General features: G+C 69.8%; 17 protein-coding genes. 10 read left to right on the forward strand and 7 right to left on the reverse strand.

Going from position 1 to position 17,831, the window contains the following annotated elements; genetic code table 11:
- The first annotated feature begins 36 nt into the window (after window positions 1-36).
- The gene (locus AC3EGR_RS10395) at window positions 37-897 is read left to right on the forward strand and encodes an IclR family transcriptional regulator (protein ID WP_488546399.1); all 861 of its coding nucleotides are present in this window, start codon (window positions 37-39) and stop codon (window positions 895-897) included.
- A gap of 11 nt (window positions 898-908) precedes the next feature.
- Window positions 909-2,387 carry a carboxylesterase/lipase family protein gene (locus AC3EGR_RS10400; protein ID WP_488546400.1) on the forward strand — a complete coding sequence of 493 codons (1,479 nt, stop codon included), beginning with the start codon at window positions 909-911 and terminating at the stop codon, window positions 2,385-2,387.
- A gap of 38 nt (window positions 2,388-2,425) precedes the next feature.
- On the opposite strand, the gene AC3EGR_RS10405 is transcribed toward AC3EGR_RS10400, so the two are convergent.
- The 3 genes from AC3EGR_RS10405 to ppa all read right to left on the reverse strand — a co-directional run bounded on the left by AC3EGR_RS10405 (window position 2,426) and on the right by ppa (window position 5,423).
- Window positions 2,426-3,745: a Rieske 2Fe-2S domain-containing protein gene (locus tag AC3EGR_RS10405; protein ID WP_488546401.1), complete on the reverse strand. Its 1,320-nt coding sequence runs from the start codon at window positions 3,743-3,745 to the stop codon at window positions 2,426-2,428.
- 17 nt (window positions 3,746-3,762) lie between these two features.
- A complete protein-coding gene (locus AC3EGR_RS10410) occupies window positions 3,763-4,734 on the reverse strand; it encodes a Bug family tripartite tricarboxylate transporter substrate binding protein (RefSeq protein WP_488546402.1) in 972 nt (323 codons plus the stop codon).
- 146 nt (window positions 4,735-4,880) lie between these two features.
- Window positions 4,881-5,423 carry an inorganic diphosphatase gene (ppa, locus tag AC3EGR_RS10415; RefSeq protein WP_488546403.1) on the reverse strand — a complete coding sequence of 181 codons (543 nt, stop codon included), beginning with the start codon at window positions 5,421-5,423 and terminating at the stop codon, window positions 4,881-4,883.
- 228 nt (window positions 5,424-5,651) lie between these two features.
- Here ppa and AC3EGR_RS10420 point away from each other — a divergent pair, with 228 nt between their 5' ends.
- A complete protein-coding gene (locus AC3EGR_RS10420) occupies window positions 5,652-7,718 on the forward strand; it encodes a sodium-translocating pyrophosphatase (RefSeq protein ID WP_488546404.1) in 2,067 nt (688 codons plus the stop codon).
- A gap of 70 nt (window positions 7,719-7,788) precedes the next feature.
- On the opposite strand, the gene AC3EGR_RS10425 is transcribed toward AC3EGR_RS10420, so the two are convergent.
- On the reverse strand, window positions 7,789-8,373 hold the full coding sequence (locus AC3EGR_RS10425; RefSeq protein WP_488546405.1) for a TetR/AcrR family transcriptional regulator: 585 nt from the start codon (window positions 8,371-8,373) through the stop codon (window positions 7,789-7,791).
- Window positions 8,374-8,459: 86 nt separating this feature from the next.
- On the opposite strand from AC3EGR_RS10425, the gene AC3EGR_RS10430 reads away from it, so the two are divergent.
- Window positions 8,460-9,293, forward strand: coding sequence for a metal-dependent hydrolase (locus AC3EGR_RS10430; RefSeq protein WP_488546406.1), 834 nt, complete (start codon window positions 8,460-8,462; stop codon window positions 9,291-9,293).
- A gap of 44 nt (window positions 9,294-9,337) precedes the next feature.
- Window positions 9,338-10,771: an aldehyde dehydrogenase family protein gene (locus AC3EGR_RS10435; RefSeq protein ID WP_488546407.1), complete on the forward strand. Its 1,434-nt coding sequence runs from the start codon at window positions 9,338-9,340 to the stop codon at window positions 10,769-10,771.
- 82 nt (window positions 10,772-10,853) lie between these two features.
- Here AC3EGR_RS10435 and AC3EGR_RS10440 read toward each other — a convergent pair whose 3' ends face one another.
- From AC3EGR_RS10440 to AC3EGR_RS10450, 3 genes are read right to left on the reverse strand one after another with little or no spacing between them, the layout of a single operon-like run.
- Window positions 10,854-11,474: a hypothetical protein gene (locus AC3EGR_RS10440; RefSeq protein ID WP_488546408.1), complete on the reverse strand. Its 621-nt coding sequence runs from the start codon at window positions 11,472-11,474 to the stop codon at window positions 10,854-10,856.
- The gene (locus AC3EGR_RS10445) at window positions 11,474-12,652 is read right to left on the reverse strand and encodes a M48 family metalloprotease (RefSeq protein ID WP_488546409.1); all 1,179 of its coding nucleotides are present in this window, start codon (window positions 12,650-12,652) and stop codon (window positions 11,474-11,476) included. The genes AC3EGR_RS10440 and AC3EGR_RS10445 overlap by 1 nt, the downstream gene beginning before the upstream one ends.
- Before the next feature lie 7 nt (window positions 12,653-12,659).
- Window positions 12,660-13,385 (reverse strand): hypothetical protein, encoded by a 726-nt coding sequence (locus AC3EGR_RS10450; protein ID WP_488546410.1) that lies wholly within the window; start codon window positions 13,383-13,385, stop codon window positions 12,660-12,662.
- 181 nt (window positions 13,386-13,566) lie between these two features.
- On the opposite strand from AC3EGR_RS10450, the gene AC3EGR_RS10455 reads away from it, so the two are divergent.
- Genes AC3EGR_RS10455 through AC3EGR_RS10475 form a run of 5 tightly spaced genes read left to right on the forward strand, consistent with a single transcriptional unit; the run spans window position 13,567 to window position 17,827 of the window.
- Entirely contained in the window at window positions 13,567-14,328 is a 762-nt protein-coding gene (locus tag AC3EGR_RS10455) for an SDR family oxidoreductase (protein WP_488546411.1), read from the forward strand.
- Between the two features lie 54 nt (window positions 14,329-14,382).
- Window positions 14,383-15,498, forward strand: coding sequence for a GTP 3',8-cyclase MoaA (moaA, locus tag AC3EGR_RS10460; protein ID WP_488546412.1), 1,116 nt, complete (start codon window positions 14,383-14,385; stop codon window positions 15,496-15,498).
- A 9-nt stretch (window positions 15,499-15,507) separates the two neighbouring features.
- On the forward strand, window positions 15,508-16,110 hold the full coding sequence (mobA, locus tag AC3EGR_RS10465; protein ID WP_488546413.1) for a molybdenum cofactor guanylyltransferase MobA: 603 nt from the start codon (window positions 15,508-15,510) through the stop codon (window positions 16,108-16,110).
- Window positions 16,107-17,375 (forward strand): molybdopterin molybdotransferase MoeA, encoded by a 1,269-nt coding sequence (gene moeA, locus AC3EGR_RS10470; RefSeq protein ID WP_488546414.1) that lies wholly within the window; start codon window positions 16,107-16,109, stop codon window positions 17,373-17,375. The genes mobA and moeA overlap by 4 nt, the downstream gene beginning before the upstream one ends.
- A gap of 29 nt (window positions 17,376-17,404) precedes the next feature.
- Window positions 17,405-17,827 carry a DUF3592 domain-containing protein gene (locus AC3EGR_RS10475; RefSeq protein WP_488546415.1) on the forward strand — a complete coding sequence of 141 codons (423 nt, stop codon included), beginning with the start codon at window positions 17,405-17,407 and terminating at the stop codon, window positions 17,825-17,827.
- Window positions 17,828-17,831: the final 4 nt, after the last annotated feature.

Consider the following 17,831-nt stretch of genomic DNA (forward strand, 5'->3'; position numbering starts at 1 on the left):
GACTTGCGGGGTTGGACGCATGACAGGAGAGGACACGTGGGGCGACCCAGCCGCAAGGACAAGCCGGTCACGCCGGATTATTCCGAAGGCATCCAGATCAGGACGGAGGACGACGATCCCCGCTTCAACAACGCCGTCGCGCGCGGGCTGGCGATCCTGCGGGCGTTCCAGCTCGATCGCAAGATGCTCGGGAACGTGGAGATCGCCGAGTTCACCGGGCTGCCGAAGCCGACGGTCTCGCGCCTGACCTTCACCCTCACGCAGCTGGGCTACCTGCGCTACCTCCCGGAGTTCGGCAAGTACGAGCTGGCCGCGGGCGTGGTCACCCTCGCCTACCCTTACCTCGTGAACATGCCGGTGCCCGCCATCGCCCGGCCGCTGATGGAGGAACTGGCGGAGAAGAGCAAGACCAACGTCGGCCTGGGCGTGCACGAAGGCCTCAGCGTCCTGTACCTGGAGTACGCGCTGGGCGAATCGAACCCCAACCGCCGCCAGCGCGTGGGCTTCCGCGTGCCCCTGACCCGCACCGCCATGGGCCGGGCCTGCATCGCCGCGATGCAGCCGCGGGAGCGCGCCCAGCTGTACGACGAGCTGAAGGACCACTACCGCAAGGAATGGCCCGAGCTGCAGCACCAGCTGGACGACGCGGTGGAACAAGTGGACCGGCGCGGCTTCTGCATCGCTGCCGGCAGCTTCCAGAAGACGACCAATTCCGTGGCCGCGCCCTTCGTGCACACCGACGGGCGTACCCTGCTGGCCTTCAACTCGCAGGGCAACGCGGCCGTGCAGACGCAGGCCGTGATGGAACGCAATGGCAAGCGCCTGGTGGAACTGGCCGTGGAAGTGCGGCGCCGCCTCGCCGCTGAACCGCCGACGCCCTCGCTGGGCCGGCGCTGAGAGGAAATCGAATGAAGTCGGATCCTGGGTTCGCCACGGTCACGCTGGCTGATGGCCAACTGCGCGGGCAGCGCACGGCCGATGGCGCCGTGTTCAAGGGCATTCCCTACGCGGCCCCACCGGTGGGACGGCTGCGCTGGCGGCCCCCGCAGCCGGTCCAGGCGTGGCAGGGCGTGCGCGACGCGCTCGCCTTCGGGCCGGACTTCCCGCAGGCGCCCAGCGCGCGCAACCGCGCGCCCCGCCAGGACGAGGACTGCCTGTACCTGAACGTGTGGACGCCCACGCTCGACGCCGCGGCCAGCCTGCCCGTGCTGGTGTGGATCCACGGCGGCGGCTTCACGGCCGGCAGCGGCTCGGACCTGCGCAGCGACGGCGAACGGCTGGCGGGCGAAGGCGCGGTCGTCGTCGCGCTCAACTACCGCAGCGGCCTGTTCGGCTTTTTCGCGCATCCGGCGCTGGCCGCTGAATCGGCACAGGAGGTCTCGGGCAACTACGGCCTGCTGGACCAGCTCGCGGCCCTGGCCTGGGTGCGCAGGAACATCGCGGCCTTCGGCGGCGACGCCGCTCGCGTGACCGCCTTCGGCGTGTCGGCCGGGTCGGCCTCGCTCTCGCTGCTGCTCGCTTCCCCCCTTGCCCAGGGGGCCTTCGACCGCGCCATCCTGCACAGTCCGGGCGCCGGCCGCCCGCTCGCGGGGCTGCAGGATGCGCAGCAGGCCGGACTCAAGCTCGGAGCCGACCTGGATGCACTGCGCGCCCTGCCGCCGACGGAGGTGCTGGCCCGCACCTCCTTGCTGAACCCCGCCGTGCGCGGCCTGACCACGCCCCGCGTGCTGCGCCCCATCCGCGACGGCTGGCTGCTGCCCGAAGACGAACGGCCGGCGTTCCAGTCGGGCCGCATGCACGCCATGCCGCTCGTGGTGGGCAGCAACCTCGACGAAGGCACGCTGCTGACGCGCAGCTGGCCGGTGGACACGCTGGCGGCTTACCGCGAGCAGGTGCAAGGGAATTTCGGTCCGGCAGCCGCGGAGGCGGCCGCGCTGTACCCGGCGCACGCCGACGGCGAGGCGCGCGGTGCCGTCGCCGCCATGTTCGCGGACACGCAGTTCAACTACGGCACGCGCCTGCTGGCGCAAAGCATGGCAGCGCGCGAGCCGCGCACCTTCAAGTACCTGTTCACGCGCCGGCGCCCGCACCAGGCCGATGGCCCGCACCACGGCGAGGAAGTGGCGCACGCCTTCGGCAACGTCGCCTCCGCGCCCCCGGGCGAGACGGCGGATTTCGACGCGAAGGACGAAGCGCTGTCGCGTGCGATGCGCAGGTACTGGGTGAACTTCGCAGCCAAGGGCGATCCCAATGCCCAAGGACTGCCGAAGTGGGACGCGTACCGGGCGGCGGAAGACAACCACCTCGTGCTCGGAGATGCCATCGAGCCAGGCGGCGCGTGGCGAAAGGCGCAGCTCGATTTCCTGGAGCGGTTCTACGGGCGGTAGCCCTCGCGTGCGCCCACCCGGCGCTCCCCCGGAGGGCGTCAGCGGGGAACGCGCGTGGCCTCTTCCAGCTTCTCCTGGTAGGCCTGCTGCCAGTCCTGGCCCGCCGGCGTGTGGTACGAGCCGCTGCGCGCGCCCCACATCACCTCGGGGTTTACGATGCCCGGCGGCAGCGTCCCCTCCTGGCGCAGCGCCAGGGCCGCCTTGAGCACGCGCCGCCGCGTGCGCGCCACCATCTGGTCGCTCGCGACCAGGTGCTCCCAGGAATGGTCGGTGATGGGCCCCATCGACTCGGTGACGGCCTGGTCCTGCATGAAGACCATCTTGATCCCCGTGTAGATCTCGTTGCGGCGCTGCGCTTCGCGGTCGATCTCGTAATCGTTCTCGGCGCGCGCTTTGGGGCGCCAGCGGCCGTGCCAGTCCGTGGTGTTGGGCAGGTACTCCACGGTCGGGGCGAAGCCCGGGATGGGCTGGCCGTTCTTCAGCGGCATGCCGGTGTAGGCGCCCGGTGACTTCTTCCACGAGAGCATCACCACCATCGTGTGCTCGTCGTCCATGGGGACCCAGCCACGCACGCCCACGTTGGTGAGGAAGTCCGAATTGGGCGCCTGCGTCCAGAACGGGAACAGGAAGTTGGCCACGCGCCAGGAGGTCCGCCCGTCCTCCTCGCTGCGGTAGGCGCCGTAGCTGGTGCCCCAGGGGGTGTCGGCCACGTGGTACTGCGGCGCGCGGTTGGTCACCGTGTGCCGCATCGGGTGGTCCTCCTGGAAGTCCTCGGGTTGCGCGTGGCCGGCGTGCAGGAAGCCGAAGTGCGAGGTGTCGATGTCGCCTTCCAGGGCCTGCAGCCAGTTGCACGCGCGCTGCACGAAGCGCACGCTGACCTCCGCGTCCGGGATCAGGGCCGCTTCCATCGCGGGAGGCGGCGGCACCTGGTCCTGCGGGCCCATGTAGACCCACACCAGGCCGCTGCGCTCCATCGTCCGGTAGGCCTTGGCCTTGACCTTGCCGCGGATGTCCTCGCCGTTCTGCACGTTGGGCATGTCCAGGCAGTTGCCCTCGACGTCGAACTTCCAGCCGTGGTACACGCAGCGCATGCCGTCGTGCTCGTTGCGGCCGAAGAACAGCGAGGCGCAGCGGTGCGGGCAGCGGTGGTCCATGGCGCCGACGCGGCCGCTGGAGTCGCGAAAGGCGATCAGCTTCTCGCCCAGCAGCATCAGCCGCACGGGGTCGCCGTCGGCCACGAGCTCGCTGGAGGCGAGCGCGGGCAGCCAGTAGCGGCGCATCAGGTCGCCCATGACGGTGCCGGGGCCCACGCGGGTCATCATCTCGGAATTGTTCGGGGCCTGTGCCTGCGGGGTCAACGTCGTCTCCTGGTGGCTCATTCGGGGACGTAGCCGCTGGCCTTCACGAGGCCGGCGAACTGCCGGTGTTCCGCCTGCAAGGTGGCCATCAGCTCCTGCGGGGTGGTGGGCTTGGGGAACACGTTGAAAGGCGCGAGCTTCTCGCGGTACTCGGGGGTCGCGGCGATGGCGAGGATGGCCCGGGTCAGGGGCTGCACGAGCTCCGGCGGCATGCCACCGGGGCCGAAGATGCCGACCGTGGACGTGGTGTTGACCTGGATGCCGGACTCGGTGAGCGTGGGCACCTCCGCCAGCAGCGGCGAGCGCGTGTTGCCGGAGGTCGCCATGACGCGGACCTTGCCCGCCTTGTGCAGTTCGATCATGCCGGACAGGCCGGTCATCATCATCGGCAGGCGGCCGGTCGACACATCGAGGATGCCCACCGGGCTTTCCTTGTACGGCACGTGCGTGAGCGGCTGGCCGATGGCCAGCGACAGCGAGACCCCGACGAAGTGCGAGAGCGAGCCGGTGCCGGGCGCCGAGCCGTAGATCGCCTGCCTGGGGTTGGCCTTGAGCCACTGCACCAGCTCGCCGATGTTGCGGGCGCCGGTCGCGGGGCCGGTGCAGATGCCGACGTCGAAGGCGGACACGCCGGCGATCGGCGTGAAGTCCTTGAGCGGGTCGTAGTCGAGCCTGGTGTAGATGTGCGGATAGATCGAGAACGGCGCGCTCGTCACCAGCATCAGCGTGCGGCCGTCCGGTGCGGACCGCTGCAGCTCGTTGAGCGCCACCCGCTGGCCGGCGCCGAGTTTCGGGATGACCACCACCGGGCGGCCGAGCGCCTCGCGCAGCTTCTCGGCGATCAGCCGCGCCGTGAAGTCGGTGCCGGCGGATGCGCCGACCAGCAGCTTGATCGGGGACTTGTCTTCCTCGGCCGCAAGCCGCAGGGAGCACAGCGCCGCGGACGCGGCGCCGATGCGGCCCAGGGCCGCGCGTCGGGAAAAGGACATGGCCGGAAAAGCAGGAAATGGAATTTGTTTTTATTTTCCCCATCCGCTGCCGGCGCGCGACCGGACTTTCCCGATGGCCCAAGCCCTGCAGGCAAAAAAAAGAGCGCCGCGATGCGGCGCTCCGTTCGGCGTGGCCCGGGGGCCTGTCACCCGTTCGGGTGCGCCTTCTTGTACGCCTCGATCCCGTCCAGCACTTCCTTCTTCGCTGACTCCGGGCCTTCCCAGCCCAGCACCTTGACCCACTTGCCCGGCTCCAGGTCCTTGTAGTGCTCGAAGAAGTGCGAGATGGTCTTCAGGCGCAGCGGGTTCAGGTCCTCGGGCTTCTGCCACTGGGTGTAGATCGCCAGGATCTTGTCCGTGGGCACGGCCAGCACCTTGGCGTCGTCGCCGGCCTCGTCCTGCATCTTCAGGATGCCCACGGGGCGGCAGGGCACCACCACGCCGGGAATCAGCGGCACCGGGGTGATCACCAGCACGTCCACGGGGTCGCCGTCGCCGCTGATGGTCTTGGGCACGTAGCCGTAGTTGGTCGGGTAGTGCATGGACGTGCTCATGAAGCGGTCCACGAAGATCGCGCCCGTTTCCTTGTCCACCTCGTACTTCACGGGGTCGGCGTTCATCGGGATCTCGATGATCACGTTGAAGGAATCGGGAACGTTCTTGCCGGGGGTGACGAGATCCAGTGACATGTTTCGTTGTAGCTGAAGGAAAGGGCCGATCGGGGGAAACCCTGATTTTAGTGGGCACGGCGCCGCATTCCCAGCGACTGTCATTGGTCTGTAAAGCGCGAGCTGCTAGAGTGCGCCGGTTGGCCAATCGGTCTCCTGCTCGGGGAGTCACGAGGAAGCAACGCAGCGGTGGCGCCGCTCGCGTTGCGCCCCGCAAAGACTCCAAATCGCAACGACAGGAGAAATTTGATGAATGGCAACTCGGCGCTGATCCTGGCGCTCGTGTGCGGCCTCGCGGCCGTGGTTTATGGGTTCTGGGCCCGCAGCTGGATCCTGGCCAAGGACCCCGGCAATGCCCGCATGCAGGAGATCGCGGCCGCCGTCCAGGCCGGCGCCGCCGCCTACCTCGGTCGGCAATACCGCACCATCGCGATCGTCGGCGTGGTGCTGGCGATCCTGATCGGCGTCTTCCTCCACGTCACCACGGCCATCGGCTTCGTCATCGGCGCCGTGCTGTCCGGCGCCTGCGGCTTCATCGGCATGAACGTGTCCGTCCGCGCCAACGTCCGCACGGCGCAGGCGGCCACGCAGGGCATAGGCCCCGCGCTGGACGTCGCCTTCCGCGGCGGCGCCATCACCGGCATGCTGGTGGTGGGCCTGGGCCTGCTGGGGGTCACCGGCTTCACCTGGTTCCTCATGGGCAACGGGCAGCTCACGCCGGACGCGAAGCTGGCCGACCTGCTCACGCCGCTGATCGGCCTGGCCTTCGGCGCCTCGCTGATCTCCATCTTCGCGCGCCTGGGCGGCGGCATCTTCACCAAGGGCGCCGACGTGGGCGCGGACCTGGTGGGCAAGGTGGAAGCCGGCATTCCCGAAGACGACCCGCGCAACCCCGCCGTGATCGCCGACAACGTGGGCGACAACGTGGGCGACTGCGCCGGCATGGCCGCCGACCTGTTCGAGACCTATGCGGTCACGCTGATCGCGACGATGGTGCTGGGCGCCCTGCTGGTGGCCTCCGCGCCGGTCAACGCCGTGCTCTACCCGCTGGCCCTGGCCGCCGTGTCCATCATCGCCTCCATCGTCGGCTGCTTCTTCGTCAAGGCCTCGCCCGGCATGAAGAACGTGATGCCCGCCCTGTACAAGGGCCTGATCGTGGCCGGCGTGCTGTCGCTGATCGCCTTCTTCTTCGTCACGAAGTGGATGATCCCGGACAACGCGGTCGCCGCCTCCGGCAGCCAGATGAAGCTGTTCGGCGCCTGCATCGTGGGCCTGGCCCTCACCGGCGCGCTGGTGTGGATCACCGAGTACTACACGGGCACGCAGTACCCGCCGGTCAAGCACATCGCCGACGCATCCACCACCGGCCACGGCACCAACATCATCGCGGGCCTGGGCGTCTCCATGCGCTCCACCGCCTGGCCGGTGCTGTTCGTCTGCCTCGCCATCTACGTCGCCTACTGGCTGGGCGGCCTCTACGGCGTCGCGATCGCCGCGACGTCGATGCTGTCCATGGCCGGCATCGTGGTGGCCCTGGACGCCTACGGTCCCATCACCGACAACGCCGGCGGCATCGCCGAGATGTCGGAAATGCCCGCCTCCGTGCGCGACATCACCGACCCGCTGGACGCCGTGGGCAACACCACCAAGGCGGTGACCAAGGGCTATGCGATCGGCTCCGCCGGCCTGGCGGCGCTGGTGCTGTTCGCCGACTACACGCACAAGCTGGAAAGCTACGGCCGCCAGATCACCTTCGACCTGTCGGACCCCATGGTGATCATCGGCCTGTTCATCGGCGGCCTGATCCCCTACCTGTTCGGCGCCATGGCCATGGAAGCGGTCGGCCGCGCGGCCGGCTCCGTGGTGGTGGAAGTGCGCCGCCAGTTCCGCGAGATCCGCGGCATCATGGAAGGCACCGCCAAGCCGGAATACGGCAAGGCCGTCGACATGCTGACCGCCGCGGCCATCAAGGAGATGGTCATCCCCTCGCTGCTGCCGGTGGTCGTTCCCATCGTCGTCGGCCTGGTCCTCGGCCCCAAGGCCCTGGGCGGCCTGCTCATGGGCACCATCGTCACGGGCCTGTTCGTCGCCATCTCGATGTGCACGGGCGGCGGCGCCTGGGACAACGCCAAGAAGTACATCGAGGACGGCCACCACGGCGGCAAGGGCTCCGAGGCGCACAAGGCCGCAGTCACCGGCGATACCGTGGGCGACCCCTACAAGGACACGGCCGGCCCCGCGGTGAACCCGCTGATCAAGATCATCAACATCGTGGCGCTGCTGATCGTGCCGCTGGTGGTGAAGTTCCACTCCTGAGCCCGCCATGCCCGCTGATGCGGGCAAGCAGGGCTTACGGCAAAGCGACCCGCGGGTCGCTTTGTTCTTTTCAGCGGTGCACGACCGCCTTGACCAGCGCCGAGGCCGCGGGCGTGAGATCGCCCAGGCGTTCCACCCGGCCCTCCTCGATCGCCTGCAGCACCAGTTCGTGGATGCCGCCGACCACCGCCATCGCCAGTTCCGGCGTGACCTTGTCCTTGCCCACCACGCCCAGCATGTAGTCGGCGATCTCCTGGTTCACGCGCCGGCGCGCCGCGAGCCCGTCCGTCCCCAGGTGCAGGATCTCGACGAACAGCGTGCGCAGCAGCACCGGGTTGCCGGCCATGCATTCGAGGTAGGCGCGCAGCGCGCCCTCCACCTGCAGTTCCCAGTCCCTGCCGGGCGTGACCGCGTCGCGCAGCACCTTCAGGGCGTTGTGGCTGGCCGCCTCGTAGAGCGCGATGAGGCAGTCCGCCTTGGTCGCGAAGTGCTCGTAGAAGGTGCGGCGCGAGACGCTGGCCTCGCCGACCACGTCGGCAATGGTCGTGTCCGCATAGCCCTTGCGGGCGACGGCGATGGCCATGCCTTCCAGCAAGCGGCTGCGGTGCTGGTGCAAGCCCTGGTCGGGTTCGAGAGTGGCGAAGTCGCTGGGCATGGAGGCTTGGTACTTGACAGTACCGGGCATCGCTGCGACCATGGTACCGACGCGTACCGGGTGCGCGTGAACCCCATTGTGCCGCCATGACCGATCTCACCGTCCGCCGCCTGCTCGTCGACATGGAGCAGCCCATCGCCCGCCACTGGTGCGCGGGCGACGCCTTCCGCACCGCGCTGTTCAACGCGCTGTCGATGAGCTTTCCCGTGGGCGAGCAGTTCTTCATCGACTCCGTGCGCAACGGCTTCAAGGCCCTGCCGGCGCAAGCGCAGGAGCGTTTCCGGGCCGAGGTGCAGGGCTTCGTCGGCCAGGAAGCCACCCACCGGCGCCTGCACGCCTTGTACAACGCGCACCTGGACCGCCTCGGCCTCGTGAACGACTGGGCACCGCGTGCCCAGAAGCGGCTCAAGCAGATGGAAGGCCTCGATCCGCGCCACTGGCTCGGGATCACGGCGGCGAACGAGCATTTCACGGCGATCTTCGCGGACTTCATGCTGCACAACGCCGACCTGCTCGGCGACGAAGACCAGCGCCTGAAGACGCTGTGGCTGTGGCACAGCGCCGAGGAATCGGAGCACAAGAGCACGGCTTTCGACCTCTACCAGGCACTCGGCGGCAGCCACGAATGGCGCGTGAAGTGGATGCGCACCGTGACCTTCTTCTTCCTCACGGACACGCTGCGCCAGACCGTCGCCAACCTCCGGCGCGACGGCACGCTGTGGCAGTGGAGCACGTGGAAGAGCGCCTGCAGCTACCTCTTCGGCAAGCGCGGCCTCGTCACGCTGACCTACAGGCCGTGGAAGGAGTACTTCCGCCGCGACTTCCATCCCGGGCAGCAGGACGCCAGTGCGTCGGTGCGCTGGCTGCGCGAGCACGGCGACCAGTTCGTGCCCGTGGGACAGGCTTCCGTCCCCGCGTAAAACCCCTGCCTGGCGCCGCGCGCGTGCTTCGGCACAATGGCGCCATGCAGCTCCACTACATCGGCAACGCCTCCGTTCGCTCCTCCTCCGAGCGCACCCTGCCCGTCATCGACCCGTCCGACGGCCAGGCCTACGACGCCATCCAGCGCGGCACGCCCGAGGACATCGATGCGGCCGTGCGCGCGGCCCGCCAGTGCTTCGAAGGACCGTGGAGCAAGCTGAGCGCCGCGGAGCGCGGCCGCCTGCTGATGCGGCTGTCGCTGAAGGTTTCCGACTGCGTCGACGAGCTCGCCGCGATGGAACAGCGCGACTGCGGCAAGCCGACCAAGCAGGCCCGCGCCGACGCCGTGGCCCTGGCGCGCTACTTCGAGTTCTATGCCGGCGCCTGCGACAAGCTGCACGGCGAGACGCTGCCTTACCAGGACGGCTACACGGTGCTCACCTGGCGTGAGCCGCACGGCGTCACCGGCCACGTGATTCCCTGGAACTACCCGATGCAGATCTTCGGCCGCAGCGTCGGCGGCGCGCTGGCCGCGGGCAACACCTGCGTGGTCAAGCCTTCCGAAGATGCCTGCATGTCGCTGCTGCGGGTGGCGCAGCTCGCCGCCGAAGTGGGCTTCCCTGCCGGTGCGATCAACATCGTCACGGGCTTCGGCCACGAGGTCGGCGACGCGCTGGCGCGCCACGCCGGCATCGACCACATCAGCTTCACCGGCAGCCCGCGCGTGGGCACGCTGATCCAGCAGGTGGCCGCCGAGCGCCACTGCCCGGTGACGCTGGAGCTGGGCGGCAAGAGCCCGCAGATCGTCTTTGCCGACGCGGACCTCGAGCAGGTGCTGCCGGTGGTGATCAACGCGATCGTGCAGAACGCCGGCCAGACCTGCTCCGCGGGCTCGCGGCTGCTGGTGGAACAAGGCCTTTACGAACCGCTGCTGGAGCGCCTGGGCGAGGCCTTCACGCGGCTGCGCGTCGGGCCCGCAGCCATGGATCTCGACGTCGGGCCGCTGATCCGCGCGACGCAGCAGCAGCGCGTCTGGGACTTCCTGTCCGACGCGCAGCACGCGGGCATCCCCGTGGTGGCCCAGGGCACGATCGTCGACGAGGCGCCCGAGTCCGGCTTCTACCAGGCCCCGACACTGCTGCGCGACGTGCCGATGTCGCATCGCCTGGCGCAGGAGGAAGTGTTCGGCCCCGTGCTGGCCGCCATGAGCTTTCGCGACGAGGACCACGCCGTCGAACTCGCCAACGGCACGCACTTCGGCCTGGTCGCCGGCATCTGGACCCGCGACGGCAGCCGCATGCTGCGCATGGCCCGGCGCGTCAAGAGCGGCCAGGTGTTCATCAACAACTACGGCGCCGGCGGCGGCGTGGAGCTGCCCTTCGGCGGCGTGAAATCCTCGGGCTACGGCCGCGAGAAGGGCTTCGAGGCGCTGTACGGGTTCACGACTCTCAAGACGGTGGCGATCAAGCACGGGTGACACCCGGCCGCGTGACCCGCAATCCAGGGGGCGCTCGAACCGGCGCCGCATGGGATCCCGGGGTCAGGCCCGGGATGACATCTCAGGACTTCCGGGGCGCTTCCCGCACGCGGGCCGTTTTCACGACGGCTTCCGCCATCGGCAGCAGGCGCTGGTAGAAGGACAGCTTCGGCGCGACGAAGGTCGCCGCATAGAGTTCCTCGTTGCCCTCCGCGTTCGGCCGCACCGCGACCCAGCCCACGCCCTGCATGCTCAGGTCGTCGCGCCGGCGCTCCAGCGTGAACTCGAAGCGCACGCCTTTCTGCCCGGCAAAGACGGTCGGCTCCACGCGCGTGACCGTCACCGTGCCCGCCGTCGCATAGAGCTCTTCGAACAGGCTCACCAGCCGTTCCGCGGAAAGGCCGGGGCGGAAGGTCGGCACGCGCGGCTGCTTGGCGTCGGGAGCGCGAGAGAACAGCGCCGGCTGCGTCATCAGCGGCTGGCCGGGCCGCACGCCACCCCAGAAGCGCAGGTGGTCCAGCGGGATGCCTTCCTGCGTCCAGGTGTCGTACGGGTCCACGTCCCAGGGGTCGCTGACCTTGTTCCAGGCGTCCGTCAGGTGCACCACCAGGCGCTCGTTGACCACCTGGTCGCCGTCCATGCGCTGCACGTTGGCGCAGGCGGCCAGCAGCAGCGCGGCGAGCAGCAGGACGATGCGCTTCATCACTGCAGTTCCTCCAGGTAGCTGCGCACCAGCGCAGCGTCGCCCGCCTGCGGGGCGCGCGCCAGGTAGGTCCGGAAGGCCTCGGCCGCCGCCGCCTTGTCGCTGCGCTGCCTGTGCAGCAGGCCCAGCGAGCGGAAGGTCTCCGCCGGCGCCTTCGCCAGGTCCCCGGCCTGCTTCAGGTCGGCCAGCGCGCGTTCGGCGTCGCCGGACTCGTCGCGCAGGCGGTAGACCTCGCCGCGCGCGAACAGCACCTCGGCGTCCTGCGTGTCCTTGCGCAGCATGCGGCCGAACAGCACCAGGCTTTCCTCGTACTGGCCGCGCTTGACTTCGTCGCGCAACCAGCCCAGACGCTGCGGCGCGATCGCCTTGCGATAGCGCTCCTCGCCGACGACGCCGCCGGCGGTCCCCGCGAGCTGCAGCAGCTCGTCGCGCCGGGCGGCGGTGATGGGGTGGGTGTCGAAGATATCGCCGTGCTTGCCCGCGTCCTTGCCGCCGGTGACCTGCAGTTCTTCCAGCAGGTTGCTCCACACCGTGGCCGCTTCCCGGCCGTCGTAGCCGGCGTGCCGCATCAGGCGCATGCCCATGCGGTCGGCGCGCCCCTCGTGCTCGCGCGAGAACGCCATGAGGTTGGCGGCCAGGCCGATCTGGCCCAGGAAGGTGCCGACACCGCCGACCATGCCCACCATGGTGGAGAGCACCGCGGTGTCCTTCTGCGCCCGCAGTTGCTCCACCGTGTGGCGCTCGAGGTAGTGGCCCAGCTCGTGGCCCAGGATGGCCGCCAGCTGCGCCTCGTTCTCCACGCGCAGCAGCAGGCCGCTCCACACGATCATCATGCCGTTGGGGGCCATCATCGCGTTGAAGTGCGGGGTGCGCACCGGGGTCAGGCGGATGTCCGGGCAGTGGCCCTCGCCGATGCGGCAGACGAGCTCCTGCAGGTAGGCCTGCAGCTCCTTGTCACGGATGGCCAGCGGGCTGCGCTTGAGGCGCGCTTCCTCGCGGTCCATCAGGCCCCAGAGGCCGCCCTCGTCGGTGTCCGCCGCCGGGCGCGTGAAGCGCGGAGGCACCTTGATCGAGGACAGGTCCTGCGCCAGGGCCGGCACCACGGCCAGCGCGGCGACCGCGATGCCGCGCATGCAGGCCGAGCGAAGGAAATGGCGGGTGCGGGAAGGTGATTTCATGGCTGCCTCACTGCTGGAAACCCGGGAAGCCCTTCAGGAGGGTCTGCACCGTCTCGACGGCCGGCTGCGCGTCGCGCAGGTCGCCTGACATCCGGTTGAGCTGGTTGAACCACACGACGCGGCCGGTGCGCAGGTCCACGAGCGAGGCGTAGCCCACCTGCTCGCCGCCCAGGCTGATCGCCCCCAGCAGCGCCAGGGCGACCATGGCCGCCTTGCGCTCGTTGCTGGCATAGCTGTCGCGGACCCAGGTGAAAAGGGCGTAATCGGCGCCGCTGCGCTCGCGCAAGGGCTGCACGGCGTCCCCCAGCGACCATTCCAGCCGGTCGCCCTTGGTGGCCAGTTCCATCAAGCCGCCCTTGTGGTGCAGCGCGATGGCGTCCGCCACCGCGCGGTGCAGCGTCACGATGTCGGAGAACTCGTCGGCTTCCGCCTCGGTCATGCGCGTCACCTGGGGACCCAGGATCCTGCCCTGGCCGGCCAGGGCACTGGCGAAGTGCTTCTGCGCCGCGTCGGTCCAGTCGGCCCGCGGTTCGATCACGCCGCCGGCGCTCATGGAATACAGCTCCATGTCCGCGGGCAGGACCAGCAGGCGGGATGCGGCGGGACGGGCCGTGAAGCCGGGTGCGAGCTGCTTGCGGTCCTGGGCCTGCACGGAGGCCGCGGCGAGCAGCAGCACCAGCGCCAGCACCGGCAGCAGGAAACGGGGCAAGCGCGGGGGCGCGAAGGTGGGCATGTGGTACTCCTGCCTCTGGTTGACGGCGCGGGGCCCGGGAACCCGAGCGGAAATCAGCAACAATGGAACTCTATGCAGAGGCAGCGCGGGGTCCAGTGCCCCAAAGGCCTAGCTTGCAATTCTTTGCCGGTGCGGCGAATTTTCACGCCGCGGCACCGGCCGACACACAGAAGGAGCGGTCATGCGGGTCCAGGGCAAATCCATCATCGTCACCGGGTCGGGCGGCGGCATCGGCGAGGGCATCGCGCACCGGCTGGCCGCCGAAGGCGCGCAGGTCCTGGTCAACGACATCGCGGCCGAGCGCGGCGAAGCCGTGGCCGCGGCGATCCGGGCAAAGGGCGGCCAGGCCAGCTTCTTCCGGGCCGACGTCACCAGGTCCACGGACGTGAAGGCGCTGGTGGAGGCTGCCGTACAGCGCCACGGCAAGCTGGATGCGATGGTCAACAACGCCGGCTGGACGCACCGCAACCGTCCCGCCCTGGAGGTGAGCGAGGAGGAGTTCGACCGGGTCTATGCGATCAACATGAAGAGCATCTACCTGGCCACCATCCACGCCGTGCCGGCCTTCCGCGCGAACAAGGGCGGCGTCTTCATCAACATCGCCTCGACCGCGGGCGTGCGGCCCCGCCCGGGCCTGACCTGGTACAACGGCTCCAAGGGCGCCGTCATCACCACCAGCAAGTCCCTGGCGGCCGAACTGGGCCCCGACAACATCCGGGTGAACTGCATCAACCCCGTGTTCAACCCGGACACCGGCCTGTCCGCCGAGTTCGCCGGCGGCCCCGTGGATGAGGCCCGCCGTGCGAAATTCCTCGCCACGATCCCGCTGGGCCGCTTTTCCACCGCCCTGGACGTGGCCAACGCGGCGCTCTACCTCGCCAGCGACGAGGCAGCGTTCATCTCCGGCGTCTGCATCGAGGTGGACGGCGCCCGCTGCGTCTGAGCCCCGCTGCCCCGCCGGTTTGGCAGGAATTGCCCCTGCCCGCACAATCGGGCCATGGCTGAACGCGTGATCCCCCTGGTCGACCAGCGCCTGGTGGCGCTGCGCGCGGCCGTGCCGGAGCGGCCGGTCGCGGCGACCGGCCTGCTGGCGGACACGCTGGGGCGGCCGCTGCGCGACCTGCGCATCAGCGTCACGGACCGCTGCAACTTCCGCTGCAGCTACTGCATGCCCAAGGAGGTGTTCGACAAGGACTACCGCTACCTGCCGCATGCGTCCCTGCTGAGCTTCGAGGAGATCACCCGCCTGGCGCGCCAGTTCCTGGCCCACGGCGTGCACAAGATCCGCCTGACCGGCGGCGAGCCGCTGCTGCGCAAGAACCTGGAGATCCTGGTCGGACAGCTCGCGCAGCTGCGCACCGTGGACGGCACGCCGCCCGAACTCACGCTCACCACCAACGGCTCGCTGCTGGCGCGCAAGGCCCGGGCACTGAAGGACGCAGGCCTGCAGCGCGTGACGGTCAGCCTCGACGGCCTGGACGACGCGGTGTTCCAGCGCATGAACGACGTGGACTTCCCGGTGGCCGAGGTGCTGGAAGGCATCGCCGCCGCGCGCGAGGCGGGGCTGGGGCCGGTGAAGGTCAACATGGTCGTCAAGCGCGGCACCAACGAGCACGAGATCCTGCCGATGGCGCGGCACTTCCGCGGCAGCGGCATCGTGCTGCGCTTCATCGAGTACATGGACGTGGGCGCCACCAACGGCTGGCGCATGGACGAAGTCGTGCCCTCGTCCGAGGTGCGGTCGCGCATCGCCGCCGAATTCCCGCTGCTGCCGCTGGACGCGACGGTGACGGGCGAGACGGCCGAGCGCTGGGGCTACGCCGACGGCGCGGGCGAGGTCGGCTTCATCAGCAGCGTCACGCAGGCCTTCTGCGGCGACTGCAACCGCGCGCGCCTGTCCACCGAAGGCAAGCTGTACCTGTGCCTGTTCGCGCACAACGGCCACGACCTGCGCGCACTGCTGCGCGGCGGCGCCAGCGACGAAGAGATCGCCTCGGCGATCGGGCACATCTGGCAGGCGCGCGGCGACCGCTACTCCGAGCTTCGCGCGACCCTGCCCGCCGACACCGGCAACGGAGCGCGCCGGGTCGAGATGAGCTACATCGGCGGATAATCCCGCCGCATGATAGACAAGGACCAGGTGACCGGCCTCGTGCTGGCCGGCGGGCGCGGCACGCGCATGGGCGGCGCCGACAAAGGCCTGCAGAACTTCCGCGGCATGCCCATGGCGATGTTCACGGTGCTGCGCCTGGCGCCGCAGGTGGGCGAGCTGATGATCAACGCCAACCGCAACCTCGCGGCCTACGAATCCTTCGGCACCCCGGTGTGGCCGGACGTGATCGCGGACTATGCGGGCCCGCTGGCGGGGTTCCTCACCGGCCTGGAGCACTGCGAGACCGAGTACCTGGTGTCCGTGCCCTGCGACACGCCGCTGTTTCCGCAGGACCTCGTGCAGCGCCTGGCGGAGGCGCTCGAACGCGAAGGCGCCGACATCGCGATGGCGGCGGCGCGGGAAGAGGACGGCCAGGTGCGGCCGCAGCCGGTGTTCTCGCTCATGAAGCGCGAGCTGATGGAAAGCCTGGTGCGGTTCACCCAGGGCGGCGGCCGCAAGATCGACGCCTGGACGGCGCAGCACCGAACGGCCATCGTCGAATTCACCGAGCCCTCGGCCTTCTCCAACGCCAACACGCTGGCCGAACTGCACCGCCTGGAGCAGATGCCGTGAATGCGAGCATCGCGCAGATCGCGGCACGCCTGCAGGGCTACGACCCGCAGGCGCTGAGCGCGGACGCTGTCGGTGCCTTCCTGGGCCACCTGGTGCGGCCGGTGGCCGACACCGAACCGGTCGGTGTCCTCGATGCGCTCGGGCGCGTGCTGGCGCGCGACCTGGTGTCGCCGATCAGCGTGCCGCCGCACGACAACTCCGCGATGGACGGCTTCGCCTTCGATGGCGCCCAGCTCGCGGCCGGGGCCTTGCGGCTGGAGGTCGTCGGCTCCGCGCTGGCGGGCAAGGCGTGGCAGGGGCAAGTCGGAGCCGGCCAGTGCGTCAAGATCATGACCGGCGCGATCATGCCCGCCGGGCTGGACACGGTCGTGCCGCAGGAGTTCACGACGACGGGCGCCGACGGCCGCATCGAGGTCCCCGCGGGCCTGCTGCAGCCCGGCGACAACCGCCGGCACAAGGGCGAGGACCTGATGGCAGGCCGCGCCGCCCTGCGCGCGGGCGAACGCCTCGGCCCCGCCGCGCTCGGCCTGATCGCCAGCCTGGGCATCGCACGGGTGGAAGTGTTCCGCCGCCTGAAGGTCGCCTACTTCTCCACCGGCGACGAGATCCTGTCGCTCGGCGAGGCTGCGCGCGAAGGCGCCGTGTACGACAGCAACCGCTACACCGTGCACGGACTGCTCGCGCGGCTCGGTTGCGAAGTGATCGACCTGGGCGTGGTGCGGGACGAGCCGGCGCTGCTGGAGCGCGCGTTTGGCGCCGCGGCTTCCCGGGCCGATGCCATCATCACCAGCGGCGGCGTGAGCGTCGGCGAGGCGGACTTCACCAAGGCCATGATGAAGAAACTGGGCGACGTGGCCTTCTGGAAGATCGCGATGCGGCCGGGACGGCCGATGGCGGTGGGGCGCATCGGGGATGCCGTGCTGTTCGGCCTGCCGGGCAATCCCGTGGCCGTGATGGTCACCTTCCTGGCCTTCGTCCGTCCCGCGCTGCTGCGCATGATGGGCGCACGCGCGGAAGAGCCGGTCTACCTCAAGGCGCACAGCGCGGAAGCCATGCGCAAGAAGCCGGGCCGCACGGAGTACCAGCGCGGCATCGTCACGCGCCATGCCGACGGCAGCCTCGCCGTGCGCACCACCGGCAACCAGGGCTCCGGCGTCCTCAGCTCCATGGTGCAGGCCAACGGATTGATCGTGCTGCACCACGCGCAGGGCAACGTCGCCGTGGGCGACGAGGTCGACGTGATGATGTTCGAGGGCGCGCTCTGATCGCGGCGGTCGGCCAGCTTCCGTTCCCGATGCTGCTGGCCGCCTCCGGCGCCGTGTTCGCCGGCATCGCGGCCTGGACCCTGGTGCGACAGCGGCGCTTCACGCGCGACGCGGCGCGCACGCGCGGCGAAGTCGTCGACTACCGGTCGGAAACGATCGAGAGCACCGACGACGATGGCTTCACCCGGCGCACCGAGGTGTTCTACCCGATCGTGCAGTTCCGCGATGCCGCGGGAAACGACCGCCGCGCCGAAACGGGCAGCGCGTCGGTCCCGCCTTCCCACGCCATCGGCGCGGCGGTGACGGTGCTGTACGACCCGGCCGATCCGGCACGCGCCGAGATCGACGCGCTTCGCGCCCTGCGGGAGGCCCCGGGCTGGATGCTGGCCTTCGGTCTCGTGCAGCTGTGCGTCGCGGCCTTGCTGCTGGTGGCTGGCGCCAGGCCCTTCTGAGCCG

It is taken from the genome of Ramlibacter sp. G4-7 (assembly GCF_057784995.1).